Genomic DNA, 15,917 nt, shown 5'->3' with positions numbered 1-15,917 from the left:
ATGGCGAGCACTTCAGTCAATGGTAACAACTACCTATAACGTATAAGCAATTCAGAAAACAACTTTCACGGCCTCCTTTGGTTTAGGCATTTCTATATATTTGGTGGTTAATTACTAGCGTGCAGTTTTGTCTGGATATTTGAAAACACAGTATGCTATTTCAAATGAATTGTACTTTTCAACGGACCTGAAGCTCACAGTTCTTCATATCCCAAGCAGTAGTTTACTTCAGAAAACAGGACAGTTATTCTTCAAAAGTGGAAATTAACTAATTCATACCTTTTATGAAAACCAATTTCATTTTGAACGGAGTGAAGATATCAGTGGATGCCCCGCAAGAGGCTACGCTTCTCTGGACCCTTCGTGAACGCTTGCAGCTTACTGGTACCAAGTATAGTTGTGGGGTTTCCGCGTGCGGTGTGTGTACAGTCCATCTCGATGGGAAACCCGTTCTTTCATGTAGCCTGCCTTTGTCTGTTGTTGAAGGCCGTGAAGTGACCACCATTGAAGGGCTTTCAAAAAACAACGACCACGCGATTCAACTAGCCTTCCAACGGGAGCAGGCACCGCAATGCGGCTATTGTTTTTCGGGGCAGGTCATGCAAGCAGCCTCTCTTCTTAATGAAAATCCTACACCCACCGATGCTGAGATTGTCAGCCATATGGATAGCGTTTTATGTCGTTGTGGCGCTTATCCGCAAATCCTCAAAGCAATTAAAAACATCGTGCAGGCGGGTCGGTCATGATAGACAAGCAGCAGTCACAGATTAGCCGCCGACAGTTTCTAGCAACCACCGGCGGCGTAACGATTGCACTGTTTGGAGCGTGTTTATTCCCAGGCTGCACGCAGCAAAATGCACAAATGTCAGGCGATGTGGAGTGGGTCGAAAAAGAAGTGGGGGTGTGGGTGCGATTGCTGTATGACGGCCAAATGATTATTTATACCCCCTCAGCTGAAATGGGACAGGGGTCGATGACATCGGTACCGTTGATTTTGGCTGAGGAAATGGATGCCGATTGGAGTCAAGTGCGGGTGCTCCAAAGCCCAGTAGATGCTGAGGTCTATGGTTTGGGTTGGTCGCCCGGCAGAGACAAACACATGACGACCGCGGGCAGTCGGTCAATTAGACACTATTATCAATTAATGAGAGAAACGGGCGCACAAATCCGTATGGCCATACGCCAAAATGCGGCCAATAAATGGCAAGTGCATGTATCTGAGGTGATCACCCAACCCGGCGAAGTTTTACATGAAAAGTCGAATCGTAAAATGTCTTTTGCTGAGGTCGCCAAGTTCGGGAACTTTGATATTTTACCCAGCGTCGATACTTTGCAACTCAAGGATCCCAAAGAATTCAGACTCATTGGCAAAGATATACCTCGCCAGGATATTCCAGAAAAAACCAATGGCACAGCGCAATACGCTATCGATGTCCAGCTCCCTGGAATGTTGTTTGGCTTTATCAATCGCTCTGCGGCCCATGGTGCTAAACCCAAGTTGACTAATAAGCAGGCCATTCTTGCAATTGAAGGGGTGAAATCTGTCGTTGAATTGGCGCATGGCATAGGGGTGTTAGCGACGTCTATCGAATCGGGTTTGCAAGCCAAAGGTCAGATGCAAATTGAATGGGGGAGCACTTTGTCAGACTCCCATAACAGTGTGGAAGATTTGGCCAAATATACACCAGATGGAGCCCAAGAAATAAGGCAACAAGGAGATGTGCAAACGGCGTTTCAAATGGCCAACAGCATTATTGAAGCAAGCACCACCAATAAATACGTTTACCACGGCCAAATGGAACCACTTAATGCGGTAGTATTTTTCTCTACTAATAAAAAAAGTGCAGAGGTGTGGGTTGGAAGCCAAGCGCCAGATAGAGCACAAAAGGCAGTGGCCGAAAAATTAGGCCTTGAAGTCAATAATGTGGCTATGAATCTGCTTTACTTGGGCGGAGGATTTGGACGCAGATCCTTGTCGGATTATGTTGCCGAATGTGCTGAACTTGCTGCCAGCGTGCCGGGATTACCGGTAAAGTTAATCTGGACCCGTGAAGACGATTTGGCTTACGGTGCATTCAGGCCTCAGCTCAGAAACTTTTTTAAGGCAGGCATTGATAAACAAGGTCGGATAACCGCTTGGCAACAAACCGCAGTTGGGCCCGGTGGGAATATGTCGAGTAGAGGTGCAGAAATATCCCACTACGATATTCCTCATGTTCGGCTTTTACGCAAAGAGCTAGACCACGGCATTAGAACCAAGCATTTTCGTTCAGTGGGTCATGGCACCAACAAATTTGCAATAGAAACCTTCATTGATCAAATAGCGCGCTCGCAAAATAAGGACCCTTATCAATATCGTTTGGCTATGATGCAGGGCAATGCTCGCGCCAGAAAGGTATTAGAACGTGCAGTAGAAATGTCTGCTTATGATCCAATACCCAAAGAGGGCACAGCCATGGGCATCGCTTTTGCCGACCGAGATGCCTATACCTGCGGCGTGGCTCAGATATCTTTGAATCGTGACACGGGGGTGATTCGAGTACATAAATATTGGTGTGCCTGTGATGGTGGAGTTGTGGTTCAACCTAAAAACGCCATAAGGCAAATAAAGGGAGCGGTGATCATGGGTATCTCTTTAGCGTTAAAGGAACAAGTTGACTTTAGCGCAGGCAAAGTTGTCCAATCAAATTATACGGACTATCCCATTTTGCGTATGTCTGAAATGCCTGAATCTATCGATGTTGATTTTATTTATTCCGAGGAGGTTCTTCACGGTTTAGGTGAAACGGGGTTGCCAGCAACCGGTGGCGCCATTGCCTCGGCGTTTGCCGCACTTACCGGTAAGTATTTGAACGATATGCCGTTTACACCTGAGCGCGTGTTACAGGTGCTAAATAGTTAACGCGAGTTGAGTTAGGTCATATCCCTGAGTTTGCAGGTCTCTGCCTATTGTTACTATGAATGTTCATGTGATTTTGGTTTTGTTGGAGTATTTCCACAGATATTTTTTGCCAGATTGGAACAACGTGTTTATAAAAGAAGCAGTAACGGCCGGAAGTAAAAACAAACTACCAAACATCCAAGCCATGTTTCCCCAACAGTGGCTACGCTAGCAAGATTGGGTTTTCACGTGCCAAAATAGGGAACACAAACTTAAGGGGTAAATATACCCGTAAATCAAAGTTGTTCTATGTGCCGTTTGGTAACTGGTTATTGGATTTTCTCTTAAGGCGGGAAGATTTAAATCATAATTTTGAAATAGCTTCAAAATTGGCGATATAGACTTATTTAGTGAATGGTTATCAGGAGGCCAGAAAGCTTATTTCTTTCTTGATTCCGTTGATGAATCAAGAATGAATAATGAACGAGACTTACATACGGTAATCCGGTTGTTTGAGGAAAAAATTCACAAAGGGTTGTAGCAGTTGGCTATAACAATAGTCTGAATATTCTTGGTTGTTCGTAAAGTCAGGTCTAGAAAACCATTGATTGAAATGCCCATCTTTTCAAAAAAGCTCTCTTCTGAAAAAAGAAAACAACTAATCAAAATCTGGGATCAAGGCCGTGTGGCCATGCAAGGCGCACCACAACAAAAGCTACTTGAAAAGTATCAGGTGACCCTTGATAACTAGAATGAATACCTGTTCTTAGTGAGAGCTAACGGCTAATTGACGTTAGAGTTTTTAAGTAACACGGTTAGATGAGGCTCGTCTTGTAGCGTGTTATCCCAGATATTAATTAGCTGCTGTAGCTCAGCTTCCTTGCTTAAAAATATACTTTTTTATCTTGGCTGTTTTTTAGCTGCTGCGCCTCCAGGTATCTCTTGCAGTTTCAAGTATTAAAAACGCTATGTGTTATTGCTTACAAATAGCCGGCAATTCATCTGAATTATCGCCAATTTTTATCGCGGTATCACCAAAGCAGCGTTCTGAGTTGCACATTCTTACTCCGTAATCATTGCTGCTCATATCCAAAGTGCTCAGGAGCATGCGCGCAGAGGTTGAGGTTGCAACTAATTCGCCGTTAGCGTGCGCCATGTTTTCGCTTTTGTCGAAGGCCAAGATTTCAAAGCGTATGTCGGAGCGGTTGCTTTGGTGCTGGGGTAAAACTAATTCGTAGGTTTCGCACAGTCTGGCCAGTTCGTTGTCGTTGGTGGCGTATAAGTCTTTGTCACAAAACTCGGTATTAGATAAAGCCGGCTGTAAGATAACGGTTGTGCCTTTTTTATAGTCTCGTATCGCGCTATGAAAAGCATTGGCGTCCATGATACCCGCACCACATCGATTGCTATCGTCACATTGACCAGGGGCAAAGGGAGTGGCGGTTGCACTTAGAAAAAACTTAATTTCGGCATTGGTTAGTTTGCCTAGCTCAGATACAGCGTTAGCGATTACACCTGTGACTATGGGGGTTGCGAAACTTGATTCTTCCCACCAACCAGTTACTTCAGGATCAACAGTCATAGATGCCACACCGTCTCCAAACGCTACAATATCTATTTGTTTACCAAAGTTACTCGATTGAAAGAGGTCACCTTCTTTAGTCGCTGCGGCAACGTTGATTACACCTTTACAATTGCTTGGAGTAAATCCGCTAGCGTCAATTTGCTGATTACCAATTGCGACTACTATAGGTACATTTTTGTTGTTGGCTGCGTCAATCGCGTCTTGCATGAAAGTGGGGCAATGATCTACTGCTCCCCCTAAACTTAAGTTAATTACATCTGCTGTAGATACGGGCTTACGTATGTCGTCAACTTGTTCACCTATTTGCCACAATACTGCATCTGATGAGTCACTTAGTATGCCGCCGCCGCAGTTTAGAGAGCGCGTCGCTAAAAGATCGGCATCTACAATTCCTGCAACACCAATAGCATTATCCCTTAATGCAACTACAACCCCTGCTACACCTGTGCCATGAGCACTACAATTTATTCTGCGCTCTTCAGGCGAAGTGTTAAATTTTTCGTCTATATAAAAATACTCTCTTCGCTCGTTTGCCGTCCCAAAGCTTGCCATATTGTAACCATCCATATAATCGAGGTCTGGATGTTGATAAAAACCACTATCAATAATGCCTATTACTGGGCGGCGTTTGGGAGCCAGTGTTTGGACACTAGGTAAAATGTTGTTATAGGCCAAAAATTGTTCATCGGAGGGCTGCCAGTAAACTTGTTGATCAAAATATGGGTCGCTAGGCACGTAATTATAATTGCCACCTGAACTAACGCTATATCCATTTTTAGCGGTATGTTTATCTAAGTAAGGCGACATATCCGTAATACCAGAATAAAGTTTGGGGCGTTTTTGTGGCGTGCCTACTACTACCTCTTTTTCAAACTTCCCGATATTTTGGGTTTTAAGCATGGGTTCCTTTTCTTGCGCATAAGGTGTACTTGGTAAAATCATTAATAAGGCAATTAGACTATATTTCATGGCATTTTCCTTATGCATTATTAGTAGGGCAAGATTGAGTGTTAAAAGGTAATAACGTGTTTAATAGCAACCACTTTTCAGCAAACAGCCATTGGTTGTTGGTTTCGGAGCCATAGGCGTTATTGCCGTAAAAAAGAGAAAACTGCCCGTTGTATTGGCTGATAACAAAGGTTTCGAGTGGGGTGAGGTTAGGCACATCTAAGGCGTTGATTTGTTCCGACAGCTGATCAAATTCTGAGCCTGCAGCGCTTAATACGTCGTTTGCTTGATTGATTAGGCTAATGGCATCGGTTTCGGTTAACTCATTGCGCTGGTTAAGTACGGCAGCGAGTAAGTCTTTGGTTTGACTAGCGACTGTGGATTGAATTGTACTGACAAGTGAATGCATGTCTGTCAGCCATGGGCCTTTTTCGTCATGGGTCAATCTGCCATAAAGGTAGGCTTTGTCGGCCACATAGGCAGTGATATTGGATAATTCATCACTCACATCAAAGGTATCTAAGGCATCGAATTTTGCAGATGTTTTGTCCATAAGCTGCAAAAGTGATGTGTTAGATAAGCTAATGGTTAAAGTGGCACTGTCTGTTAAAGTGCCGTCTGTAACAGTAACCGTTACTTCAGCCGTTTCTTCAATTTTACCGAGCAGATCACCCGCCGCAAACGTCAGTTCAAAATTCCCCTCGTTTGGGGATTGAGACTTGCTCAGTCCTTCAATATTTACATCGCTTAATTCGGCAGTTAAGGTTTTAGTGCCGGTGTATGTAACAGTGACAGGCACGACTTTTTGCTCTGTATCAGCCATGCTTACTGCCAACTCAGCGACCTCGATGGATAATGTTGCAACGGGTTGCGGTGTAACTGGGGTAGTTGAGTTAGCGGTTGTACTGCCAGAACCGCCACCGCCACATGCACTAAGAGCTAATCCCCATAATACTAATAAACCAGTCGTAACGTTTTTATTCATTTTTCGTCCATAAGTTGCTGATGAAAATTTAGAAGTCATCGCAAGTTGCAAAACTTTTGACTGATTTTTATACAATTTATTTATATAAATCAGTCGCTTGGGTTGAGTTTGATAGTTACATTCCAAAAACGAAGAAGACAGATCAAACGCTATACCTATGTATGAGGTTTAATACTTTTGTTTCATTGGCAGTGGTAGTTATGACGAAATGACACAACCAGTTTTAGGTATGCGTGTTAATTACATGGGTCCCCAATTGGGTTTCAAATAAATTGTTCCAAGCAAAAAGAAAAACACTGATAAAACGCTAGGAATAAAGCCGTGTGTGTATGGTCGGCACACAACAAACAACATTTGCAATGAATCAGCTGGTGTCCGGTAAGTAGAATAGATACGTATTCTCAATGATACTCTTGGTTATTTTTCGGATTTGATTTTTAGCCGCTGGACTTCCATTATCTGTGCTACGTCTGATAAAAATTAAAAGGACTTGGTTGTGAAAGAACAGGAAAAAATCGCACTTTTTATAGATGCCGACAATGCACCTGCTGCAAAAATAGGCACTATATTGTCGGAACTAGCACGATACGGCGTGGTGAACATTCGCAAGGCTTACGGAAACTGGAAAAGCCCCAACATCAAACCTTGGGAAGACGTGCTTCACGAATACGCCATTCAACCCATTCAACAATTCGATTTAACCAAAGGTAAAAATGCCACCGACATAGCGCTAGTGATTGACGCCATGGATATCCTTTACACCAAAGATGTAGACTCAATTTGTTTAGTCTCGTCAGACTGCGACTTTACCCCTCTTGTCACCCGAGCCTTAGCCGATGGTAAGTTTGTGATTGGTTTTGGCGAACGCAAAGCTCCTGCTGCCTTTGTGAATAGTTGCTCCAAGTTTCTGTATCTTGACGAAGAACAACCCGATGAAAAACCTGTACCACACCAAAAGCCCAGCATCAAATGTGACTCAAAATTAATCAACATGCTACGCCAAGCAATAGAAGCATCGGAAGACGATTGTGGCTGGGCTAACTTGGGCACAATAGGAAAACATATTTCCAACCATGCATCTTTCGATCAACGCAACTATGGTTTTAAGAAATTAAGTGATTTGTTTGCAGCCATTGATTTGTTTGAAGTAAAACAAAAAAATGGTTCTGGCACTTGGGTTAGAGATAAGCGTAAGGTTAAAGGAACATAACTGAGTCAATTCCCCAAAAGACCAATAAATAACGCGCAGTGCCAGCGGTGAGTAACTATATGTTTGATTAGTGTATTTTTACTCATCTTAATAACAGCGTTTTGGGTTATTAGTGAAAGTCGTTTGCCAATTTTCTTTTAGCGCTTTGTGTAAAAAATAGCGGTTCTTAATCTGCAGAAACTAGAGTTGTTCAATGTGCCTGCATTTGGGAAAACTACTACAACCCAAAAATTCGTTACCTATGTTTACCCCTTTTTTTGCGATCCGTTTTATCATAGGCGAAGCACATTTTGGGCATGTAGTTGTAATTGTTGGTTGAACAATTGGCTTATCGATTGGTTTAACTGAAGCTTGCAAAGGTTTAGTGGTTTGCACCTCAGCAATTAATTCAAGTAATTGATCGCCGTTAATCAGCTCAATAGGCAGGCCTTGTGCAAACTTAATTGCATCACTGGTAAAATGCCCCGAACTGACAACATGAACACGTTCAGCGTTCGATGCGGTCATTACACCAAACATTTCACGCACAATAGACACACCTACTTTAGATCTGCGCCACTGTTTGCATTGCACTATATGCAACTTTCCGTCTTTGCGTAGAGTAAGGTCGATACCCCCATCGGCACCACCCACCATGTTTTCTTGTACCGCATAGCCCTTACGACGAAAAGCCTCTCCCACCAGTACCTCAAAATCACTCCAAGAGGTTTCTCGAAGGGTGTCGATACTGCTTTGTTTTTTAATTAGTTGTTTACGTTTTTGGTGGTTAAATATGGAAAAAATGGCAGGGACCAGAAATAGACCAGCAAACCACTCAGCTACGTTTGGCGCAGCAGCCACAAACGATGATATGTATAGATTGCTAAAATCCATATTAGGGAGCACAAACTTAAGCGCAGCATACACACAGATACTTATGATGACACTTACCCACCAAGGTAAATAAGAAAGCTCTAGTAGAAGTGAATATTTTTTACGACTCATGATCAATCCGTGATTTTTAAATTAGGGATTAAATATACCCGTGAATCAAAGTTGATCAATGTGCTGTTTGATAACTAGTTATTGGATTTTATATTTTGGGGTGGGTCACGTAATTTCGGAGCTTAAAAGCATTAGCTACGCTGATTTTCAACGAACCTTATCCCGCAGGTCTTCTGTTGTGCTTTTAGGCCGGGATCCATAAAACATTAAGAGCAGTGGCAAGTGAAAAGATAAAAGCAAAAAAGATTTGAACCACAGAGAACACAGAGAACACAGAGAGCACAGAGGTAAAGCAAAAAAGTTTATGTGTAAGAAGTAGTACTTAATTCTTAAGGGTATTTAGTCTTAACAATAATTTTGTATTTCTCTGTGCAGCGAAGCGCTCTGTGAACTCTGTGGTGAATTGCTTTTTATTTAGTTTTTGGACAAATCAGGGACTAATGACAAGATAAAAACAAAAGAATTTGAACCACTGAGGTCACAGAGGTAAAGCAAAAAAGTTTATGTTTGCGGAGTCGTACTTAATTGTTAAGGGTATTTAGTCTTAACAATCATTTTTTTTCTCTGTGCAGCGAAGCGCTCTGTGTCCTCTGTGGTGAATTGCTTTTTATTTAGGTTTTTTAAAAAATAGTGGCTTTGACTCTAGATGACTTTGGTATTTCTTTTATCCCAAAAGTTGTTAGGATGGTGTTAAAAGAAGTGGATGAATACCTCAATTTAAAAAGGGGTAAATCCTATGCATAGCCTTGGTTTAACGGGTTTGCTGTTGCAATAAAAGGAATACAATGTCTGCGGACTATTACAATAATCAAGTGAATGAGATTAAGCAGCAATATTTGTCTGTTACCTTTGAAGAGGTACACAGTACTTGGTCACAGCATTTAACTCCTATCCTAGAAAAGCCTAATGCTTCTATTTTAGATATTGGCGCTGGGGTAGGGCGCGATGTAAAACGTATCGCTGAACTTGCAGCCGCCATTCAAACCCCAGACCAAACCATAACTAACTCTTGCCAAATCTACGCGGTTGAACCGGCAGAAGAACTCATGAAAGTTGGGCAGATAATCACTGCCGCACATGAAGTGCATTGGCTGCAAGATTCTCTGCCGTCTCTCGACAAAATCACCCGCCTAGAAATCAGCTTTGACTTAATCCTACTCAGTGCCGTTTGGATGCATGTGCCACCATCGCAGCGCACCCGCGCCTTACGTAAACTGGCTAATTTACTTAAGCCTGGCGGCAAAATTGTTATCTCTCTCAAGTTTGGTATGACAGCAAGCGAGCAACAAGAACGCAGTATGTACAATGTGAGTGTGGAAGAAGTTGAAGCTTTAGCGCAAAACCTAGGGCTGTTTTCAACATTAGTCACAGCCAACCAAACAGACAAACTAGGCCGTGACGAGGTGCATTGGCAAACCCTTGTGCTGCAAATGCCAGATGACGGCACAGGTGCATTCCCCTTTATTCGCCATGTGGCAATTAACGACGGCAAATCTGCCACTCACAAGTTGGCGTTATTAAGAGTGTTGTTACGCATTGCCGACGGCCATCCAGGGGCAGTATTACGCCGAGAATCTAGCCCAAGCGGTGACAGGGTGATTTTACCTGTTGGTTTAGTGGCCTTGTATTGGTGTCATCAATATAAAGAATTAATCGATACTCACCAGTTATACCAAACACCCAACAAAAGCCCGAACATGGGCTTTATGAAAGCCGACGGTTGGCATAAGTTAACCCATCGCACCGCGGCAGATTATCGTATTGGTAACTTGTTTGTGGGCGACGATGCCATCGCCTTACACAAAACTATTTCGGCTGCAGTGACCAACATTAAAGACATGCCTTGTCGTTTCATCACTTTGCCAAATAGTGACAAAGCGGTATTTGAAGTAGACAAAAAAAATGTCAAAGCCAAAGACAGCCTTTTTCTAGACCTGCAAACTCTAGAACAATGGGGCGAGTTTTCACTGCCAGAATCTACATGGTTAGCATTCAACCGATACGCCTGTTGGATAGAGCCAGTATTGGTCAGCGAATGGGTAAAAACCATGGCCAGTTATGCAGGCAATCAACATTATGCTGCAGCAGAAAATCAGTATTATTTGCAACAAGCATTAAACTGGTTAGAGCCAAAACGCACCACGACTGAAGTACGCACGCGCTTTGAACAAGTGAAACAACAAACCCCCGAGCTAGCTCAATGTGTATGGTCGGCTAAGTCACTAAACAAACAATACGATATTGACCACAGTATGCCCTTTGCCCGCTGGCCCAATAACGACCTATGGAACCTATTACCCACCGACTGCAAAATCAATAACCAAAAAAGCGACCGACTACCCACAGAACAAAAGTTAAAAGACGCCAAAGAACGCATTCAACACTGGTGGCAACAAGCATGGCTGAAACCAAGTGATACAAACTTAGCAATACAAGAACAAACAGCCGGCTACCAAGTCAGCCGAGTTAATACCGCTGACGCAAATACCTCAACAGAATTAGAGCAAAAAGCCACTCACCAACCATGGCAAAACAAACGCTTTTTCGCAGAGGCCAACATCGCCTTACCTGGCTTAAACTCAAACAACGAATCAATCGACGACTTGTTTGAAGCGCTGATGGTACAAAGAGGTAGGTTGAGAGAGATGCAGCAGTTGAGGGAGTGGTAGCCTAGATAAACTAGAGTTGTTCGATGTGTCAGTTTAAAATAGTGGAAACTTTAATTGTGTGGTCAATGATATAAATGTACAAAATTTTGTCATCAGGTGAAATTAGTGTAAATTATGGACCTCCACAGATAAGCTATTGTTCTATGTGAATTTTGTAGTTTATTAAGCACAAGAATTCAACCACACTAGTGAATACAAGCAGTAATTTAAAGGACTAAGTCGTATGAACACCTTTGATATTCTAACCTCCGAAGCTCTTTTGGAGTCAACTAACGCAAAACGTGAAATTACTACTTCAATTCAAAATCAGAATAATGAAAATTATGATGGATTGATTGAATTGCAATGTAAAACCAAGGTCATCGAGCACGAACGTCAAACAAGAAAAGCTTTACATGATCAGGCATCAACCTACAAAAAACTAAATAACAGCTCAAAAATTCAAGATAGCATCGACGAAGTTCGCCAATTGGAAACAACCTCAATGCCTGAAATGAATATGAAGTTAGATGCTATCAAAAAGGATCTTCAATCAGCACTTAATAGCAAAAACAGTCAAATCGGTGAGCTAAACAAGTTTAGAGAAGATCACAAGCTAACCAAGGCTTCGGTCTACCCTAGCAACCAAAATAAACTTATTGGTGTATTAGTTTTCATGGGTGTTTTAGAGGCGGGTTTAAATGCTTTTTTCTTGTCTAAAGCAAGTGAATTTGGTTTAGCTGGCGGCTTCGCTATGGCCGCAGGAATATCAGCGTTGAACATATTGTTAGCATTTTTTATGTCTACATGCATTCGCAATGCACATTACAATGATTCTAAAAAAAGCATGATGGGATTTACTTTTGCGGCAATAATCGCTGTAGCAGTATCAACTCTAGCGCTGTTCATTGGCCACTATAGAGCAGCTCTTGACGAAAATTTAGAATTAGCCTCATTTCAGGCCGTTAAAAATATGGCCGACGCTCCATTGGGAATTTCAACCTTTGATAGCTGGATTTTGGTTTGCATTACCTTCGCGATCTTTATGTTAGTTACTTGGAAGTTTTTTAAGAATGATGATCCGTATCCAGGTTATGGTGAAATCAGTAGAAAGACAGACGCAGAAATTGCTAAATACTCGAGATATAAAACAAAAGCTGATGCCCTTGTCAAACAGATGAGGGTTGAATTGATACAGAAATTTGAGCAGAAATATGAAGCCCTAAACCAATTATCTCACAGCTTAGAACAAGATGGAGAATCGATAGAGCAGTTAGAAAGAGATTATCAGTCCTTTTTATCTCAGCAGGCATTAGAGTACGAAGCTTATTGCGAGCTATGCAGACAACGTTTTTCCCACGATGTTAATCAAATTTTAGACAAAACAGCGGTATTCTCGAAAGAAAAAGAAAAAATTGAATTTCAAGAGCTCACCCCCCTACTCAAGAACGAAGACATTGAGCGATTTAGAGAAATAAAAGCCCAAATAAGGAGCTTTAGAGAAACCGATTTTAGCCAAGTTAGGGCATCTATCATAGCTTCTGCCAATAAAATTACGCTAAATGAAGGTGCACAATGAGCTTGTTAGAAGATGACGCTAAAAGTACACACAATTGGCTACTGTATATTGGAGTGGCGCTTTTCATAATTTTAGCCTCAGGTGCAGCTTGGAGCATTTTAACTAAGAAAAAATACGACAGTGTCACTCTTTGCGAAGAAGGTGCAATATCAGCAACAACAGTATTATTAATTGATAAAACCGGCGGTTTTAGTCCTAATCAAAAGCGAGTCTTAATGCGGGCGGTAGAAGCAGAAATAGAAAAACTAGAAACCGACAAAAGGTTAACCGTTTATGAAGTAGATGATGGTTTATATGAAGGTTTGTCTAAGCCGGTATTTGACAGATGTCGACCTAAAGACGGCACTGATGTAAATCAGCTAGTTGAAAATAAACAAATGATAGAGAAGAGCTTTAATGAAGATTTTCTTGGAAAAATTCAATTAATCACTTCTACCTTAGACGAAAAAAGTGACGCTAAAAGCTCTCCAATTATCGAAAGTTTAAGCGATATATCAACCTTGTATAAAATTGATTCACATATCAACGTGGAAAGGCTAGTCGTAATTTCAGATCTCCTACAGCATTCACCCAACATTAGTTTTTATAAAAATGACATTGAAGCCATAGAAATAGATGATATTTCATCATTTATACCTGATCTGTTCGGTGTTGATGTTCAGATTTATTGGATTCAACGTGAGAATAATGAACAAAAAATTCAGAATAGTGGTTTGATTAATTGGTGGGAACGCACCTTTGAAGCTGCAACAGTCAATAACCTTAGCATAATGAAGGTCAGATAATGGAAACAAACCAAACAGGGACTCTCTCGGCACAAGAATATAAAATTGACGCACCAACTCTTCGAAAAGCATTTATCTATCATGGTATTGGAGGAACAGTTTTAATACTTCTACTTCGGTTAATTGAAGCTCACATTTTAGTTGCTGTAATATTATGTGCCGCACTAATGTGCTCGTATCTTTATCAATTTAAAAAAGGGGGAGAGCCTCATGGACTTGTCGATACATTCGCTGACAGTGTTTACTATCTTGGGTTTATATTGACCCTCCTATCCTTAATCATTTCCATGATGTTTTTTAATGTTGATGAAGGCGCGCTATCTGCGTCATACATTCTGGCCCAATTCGGAGCGGCCATGACAACAACGCTGTTAGGAATGGTTTTTCGGATATATTACAAACAGTTTGATATAACACTGGAATCTGCTCAACTATCTGCCAGAGAAGCGCTAGATGAGACTGTTAAAGGATTTAATATTCAGATGCGAAGCACTAATAAAAGCTTAGCGCGACTTTCTGAGGTCATGAATAAAAATATTGAAGATACAGAATCTCGAAACGAAAAATCGATTGAGTTGTACGAATCTACACAAAAGAAAATTGTCACATTGAGTGAAGACTCTCTAAATGATTTATCAACAAAAACCAACGCATTAATTAGTCAATCCATTGACGAGTTAAATAATTATGCTGGAAAAACCTCATCTGTCATTGAAGAAATGGTGCAGAAAATTTTAAGTTCTAATTCACAGAATGCGAAGACTAGTAGTGATGAAATTAAGCAGCTACTAGAATCGATGACACAGGAAATCACATCAAAGTTTTTTGAATCTATAGGAGGCTTAATTGAGTCAGCAGGAACCCTTAACAAAGCCTTTAGTGAAGCAAATGGAAATACCAAAAAATTAAATAAGTCGTTCATTTCTGTAGCTGAAAACATGGCCGATTTGGAATCAATCAAGCCTAATATGGAATCGATGGCTGCTAGTCAAAACGAATATATTAATAACTTAGAGAGTTTCTCAACGTCACTAAATGAAAAGGTCAAAAGTGTATTGGGAGTGGAAAATCAGATTGCAGATCACCTCACTAAGTTAACTAATGAATACAAAGAAGTATTAGAACAATTCAAAAAAATGGTTGAGGGAATAGGGATTAAACAAATATCACAGGAAGAATACAAACTGATTGAAGCCCTTCAAACTCGAAGAGAAAGCCTCGAAGAATTGGCGCAGCAATGGAGTAACGACACTGAAAACATGTCCAATAACTCCAAACTTTTTGCAGAAAACTTAGTTAAAACCTCTAAATTCATTGCTCGCGAATTACGAGGAGCAGAAACAACAGAAATGGAAAAAGCTAGTTAATGAAATCTTCCAAGGATGATGTGTTTAATATTTCAGTAACTGAGTTGTTGTTAATTATTATGTTCTCGTTGCTAGTGGCAATGGTATTACTAAATTCTTCATTACAAAAAGAAGTTGAAACAAAAAAAGAAACCTTTGAAGAATTTACCCAACTTACTCAACAATTAATCGATGTAAATAATAAATTAGGCCTAGAAAGCCCGACAGTTAAGCCTGCCAGCATAGAACTTAGCGCCGCCATTGCTCAAATGCAGGCGCTTGTTAAAGCTCTCAAGCACTCGGTTGAGTCTGAAGAAGCAGCACAAGTTCTTGCCAAAATGAAGTTGGATGATGTTTGGACTTCTCTTACTAAAGCCAACGATTCGAATATTGATGTTCCAGAACTTTTAGCCACTCTAAATGAGATTAATAAAGAGCTTGAAGAATGTCTCTTAGAGAAAGAAAAATTAGAGGCCCAACTAAAAGAATTGGCTGATAAATCGACTGAACAAGCGGCTGAAATAGATGATTTACAAAAGGAATTATCTGACTCGCAGAAAGCTTTGGAACAAACTAAATCAGAGAATGAAAATTTGATAGGTCAAGTAGAAAATTTATCAAACGGCCTAGAGTTTCCTCCATGTTGGGCTACTCAAGAGGGAAAGGCTCAATATACGTATATGGTTACTGTTTTAGATGATTCGCTTGTTTTGAATTCAATTTATCCAGAAGAACGCCGAAGCGAATACTTCAAACTAATGACTTCTGATTTTGATAAGCAGCCTTTATCTTTAGATGAATTCAAGAAAACATTAAACATCTTTTATACAACTGCGGTTACAAGCGTTCCAGAGTGCAGGTTTTTTGTTCAGGTAAAAGATGCCACCTCATCAGATTCTAAGAATGAATACAAACAGGGCTTAAAAACCGTTGAGTCCATATTTTACAAATATTTACTGCAATAAT

At 41.0% G+C, this 15,917-nt stretch carries 11 protein-coding genes; 8 read left to right on the top strand and 3 right to left on the bottom strand.

Annotation, left to right across the window (positions count from 1 at the left end):
* The first annotated feature begins 284 nt into the window (after positions 1-284).
* Both ABJK37_RS22740 and ABJK37_RS22735 read left to right on the top strand, forming a co-directional pair.
* A complete protein-coding gene (locus tag ABJK37_RS22740; protein WP_348358591.1) occupies positions 285-746 on the top strand; it encodes a (2Fe-2S)-binding protein in 462 nt (153 codons plus the stop codon).
* On the top strand, positions 743-2,902 hold the full coding sequence (locus ABJK37_RS22735) for a molybdopterin cofactor-binding domain-containing protein (protein ID WP_348358589.1): 2,160 nt from the start codon (positions 743-745) through the stop codon (positions 2,900-2,902). The genes ABJK37_RS22740 and ABJK37_RS22735 overlap by 4 nt, the downstream gene beginning before the upstream one ends.
* 952 nt (positions 2,903-3,854) lie before the next feature.
* Here ABJK37_RS22735 and ABJK37_RS22730 read toward each other — a convergent pair.
* Together ABJK37_RS22730 and ABJK37_RS22725 are read right to left on the bottom strand one after the other, a co-directional pair.
* Positions 3,855-5,435 carry a S8 family serine peptidase gene (locus tag ABJK37_RS22730; RefSeq protein ID WP_348358587.1) on the bottom strand — a complete coding sequence of 527 codons (1,581 nt, stop codon included), beginning with the start codon at positions 5,433-5,435 and terminating at the stop codon, positions 3,855-3,857.
* 10 nt (positions 5,436-5,445) lie between these two features.
* Positions 5,446-6,399: a hypothetical protein gene (locus ABJK37_RS22725; RefSeq protein ID WP_348358585.1), complete on the bottom strand. Its 954-nt coding sequence runs from the start codon at positions 6,397-6,399 to the stop codon at positions 5,446-5,448.
* Between the two features lie 496 nt (positions 6,400-6,895).
* On the opposite strand from ABJK37_RS22725, the gene ABJK37_RS22720 reads away from it, so the two are divergent.
* On the top strand, positions 6,896-7,609 hold the full coding sequence (locus ABJK37_RS22720; RefSeq protein WP_348358583.1) for an NYN domain-containing protein: 714 nt from the start codon (positions 6,896-6,898) through the stop codon (positions 7,607-7,609).
* Between the two features lie 180 nt (positions 7,610-7,789).
* On the opposite strand, the gene ABJK37_RS22715 is transcribed toward ABJK37_RS22720, so the two are convergent.
* Positions 7,790-8,593, bottom strand: a complete 804-nt coding sequence (locus tag ABJK37_RS22715; protein WP_348358581.1) for a restriction endonuclease — start codon at positions 8,591-8,593, stop codon at positions 7,790-7,792.
* 785 nt (positions 8,594-9,378) lie between these two features.
* Between ABJK37_RS22715 and ABJK37_RS22710 the strand changes: the two genes are divergently transcribed.
* The 5 genes from ABJK37_RS22710 to ABJK37_RS22690 all read left to right on the top strand — a co-directional run bounded on the left by ABJK37_RS22710 (position 9,379) and on the right by ABJK37_RS22690 (position 15,916).
* A complete protein-coding gene (locus tag ABJK37_RS22710; protein WP_348358580.1) occupies positions 9,379-11,262 on the top strand; it encodes a class I SAM-dependent methyltransferase in 1,884 nt (627 codons plus the stop codon).
* A 223-nt stretch (positions 11,263-11,485) separates the two neighbouring features.
* Positions 11,486-12,820, top strand: coding sequence for a hypothetical protein (locus ABJK37_RS22705; protein WP_348358578.1), 1,335 nt, complete (start codon positions 11,486-11,488; stop codon positions 12,818-12,820).
* Entirely contained in the window at positions 12,817-13,605 is a 789-nt protein-coding gene (locus ABJK37_RS22700) for a hypothetical protein (RefSeq protein ID WP_348358576.1), read from the top strand. Before ABJK37_RS22705 ends, ABJK37_RS22700 begins: the two co-directional genes overlap by 4 nt.
* A complete protein-coding gene (locus ABJK37_RS22695) occupies positions 13,605-14,972 on the top strand; it encodes a hypothetical protein (protein ID WP_348358574.1) in 1,368 nt (455 codons plus the stop codon). The genes ABJK37_RS22700 and ABJK37_RS22695 overlap by 1 nt, the downstream gene beginning before the upstream one ends.
* On the top strand, positions 14,972-15,916 hold the full coding sequence (locus ABJK37_RS22690; RefSeq protein ID WP_348358572.1) for a hypothetical protein: 945 nt from the start codon (positions 14,972-14,974) through the stop codon (positions 15,914-15,916). Before ABJK37_RS22695 ends, ABJK37_RS22690 begins: the two co-directional genes overlap by 1 nt.
* Position 15,917 lies beyond the last annotated feature (1 nt).

Source organism: Paraglaciecola sp. (assembly GCF_039964565.1).
Classification (GTDB): domain Bacteria; phylum Pseudomonadota; class Gammaproteobacteria; order Enterobacterales; family Alteromonadaceae; genus Paraglaciecola.
Note: the sequence above shows the minus strand (reverse complement) of the source record. Positions and strands in the feature narration are given on the sequence as shown.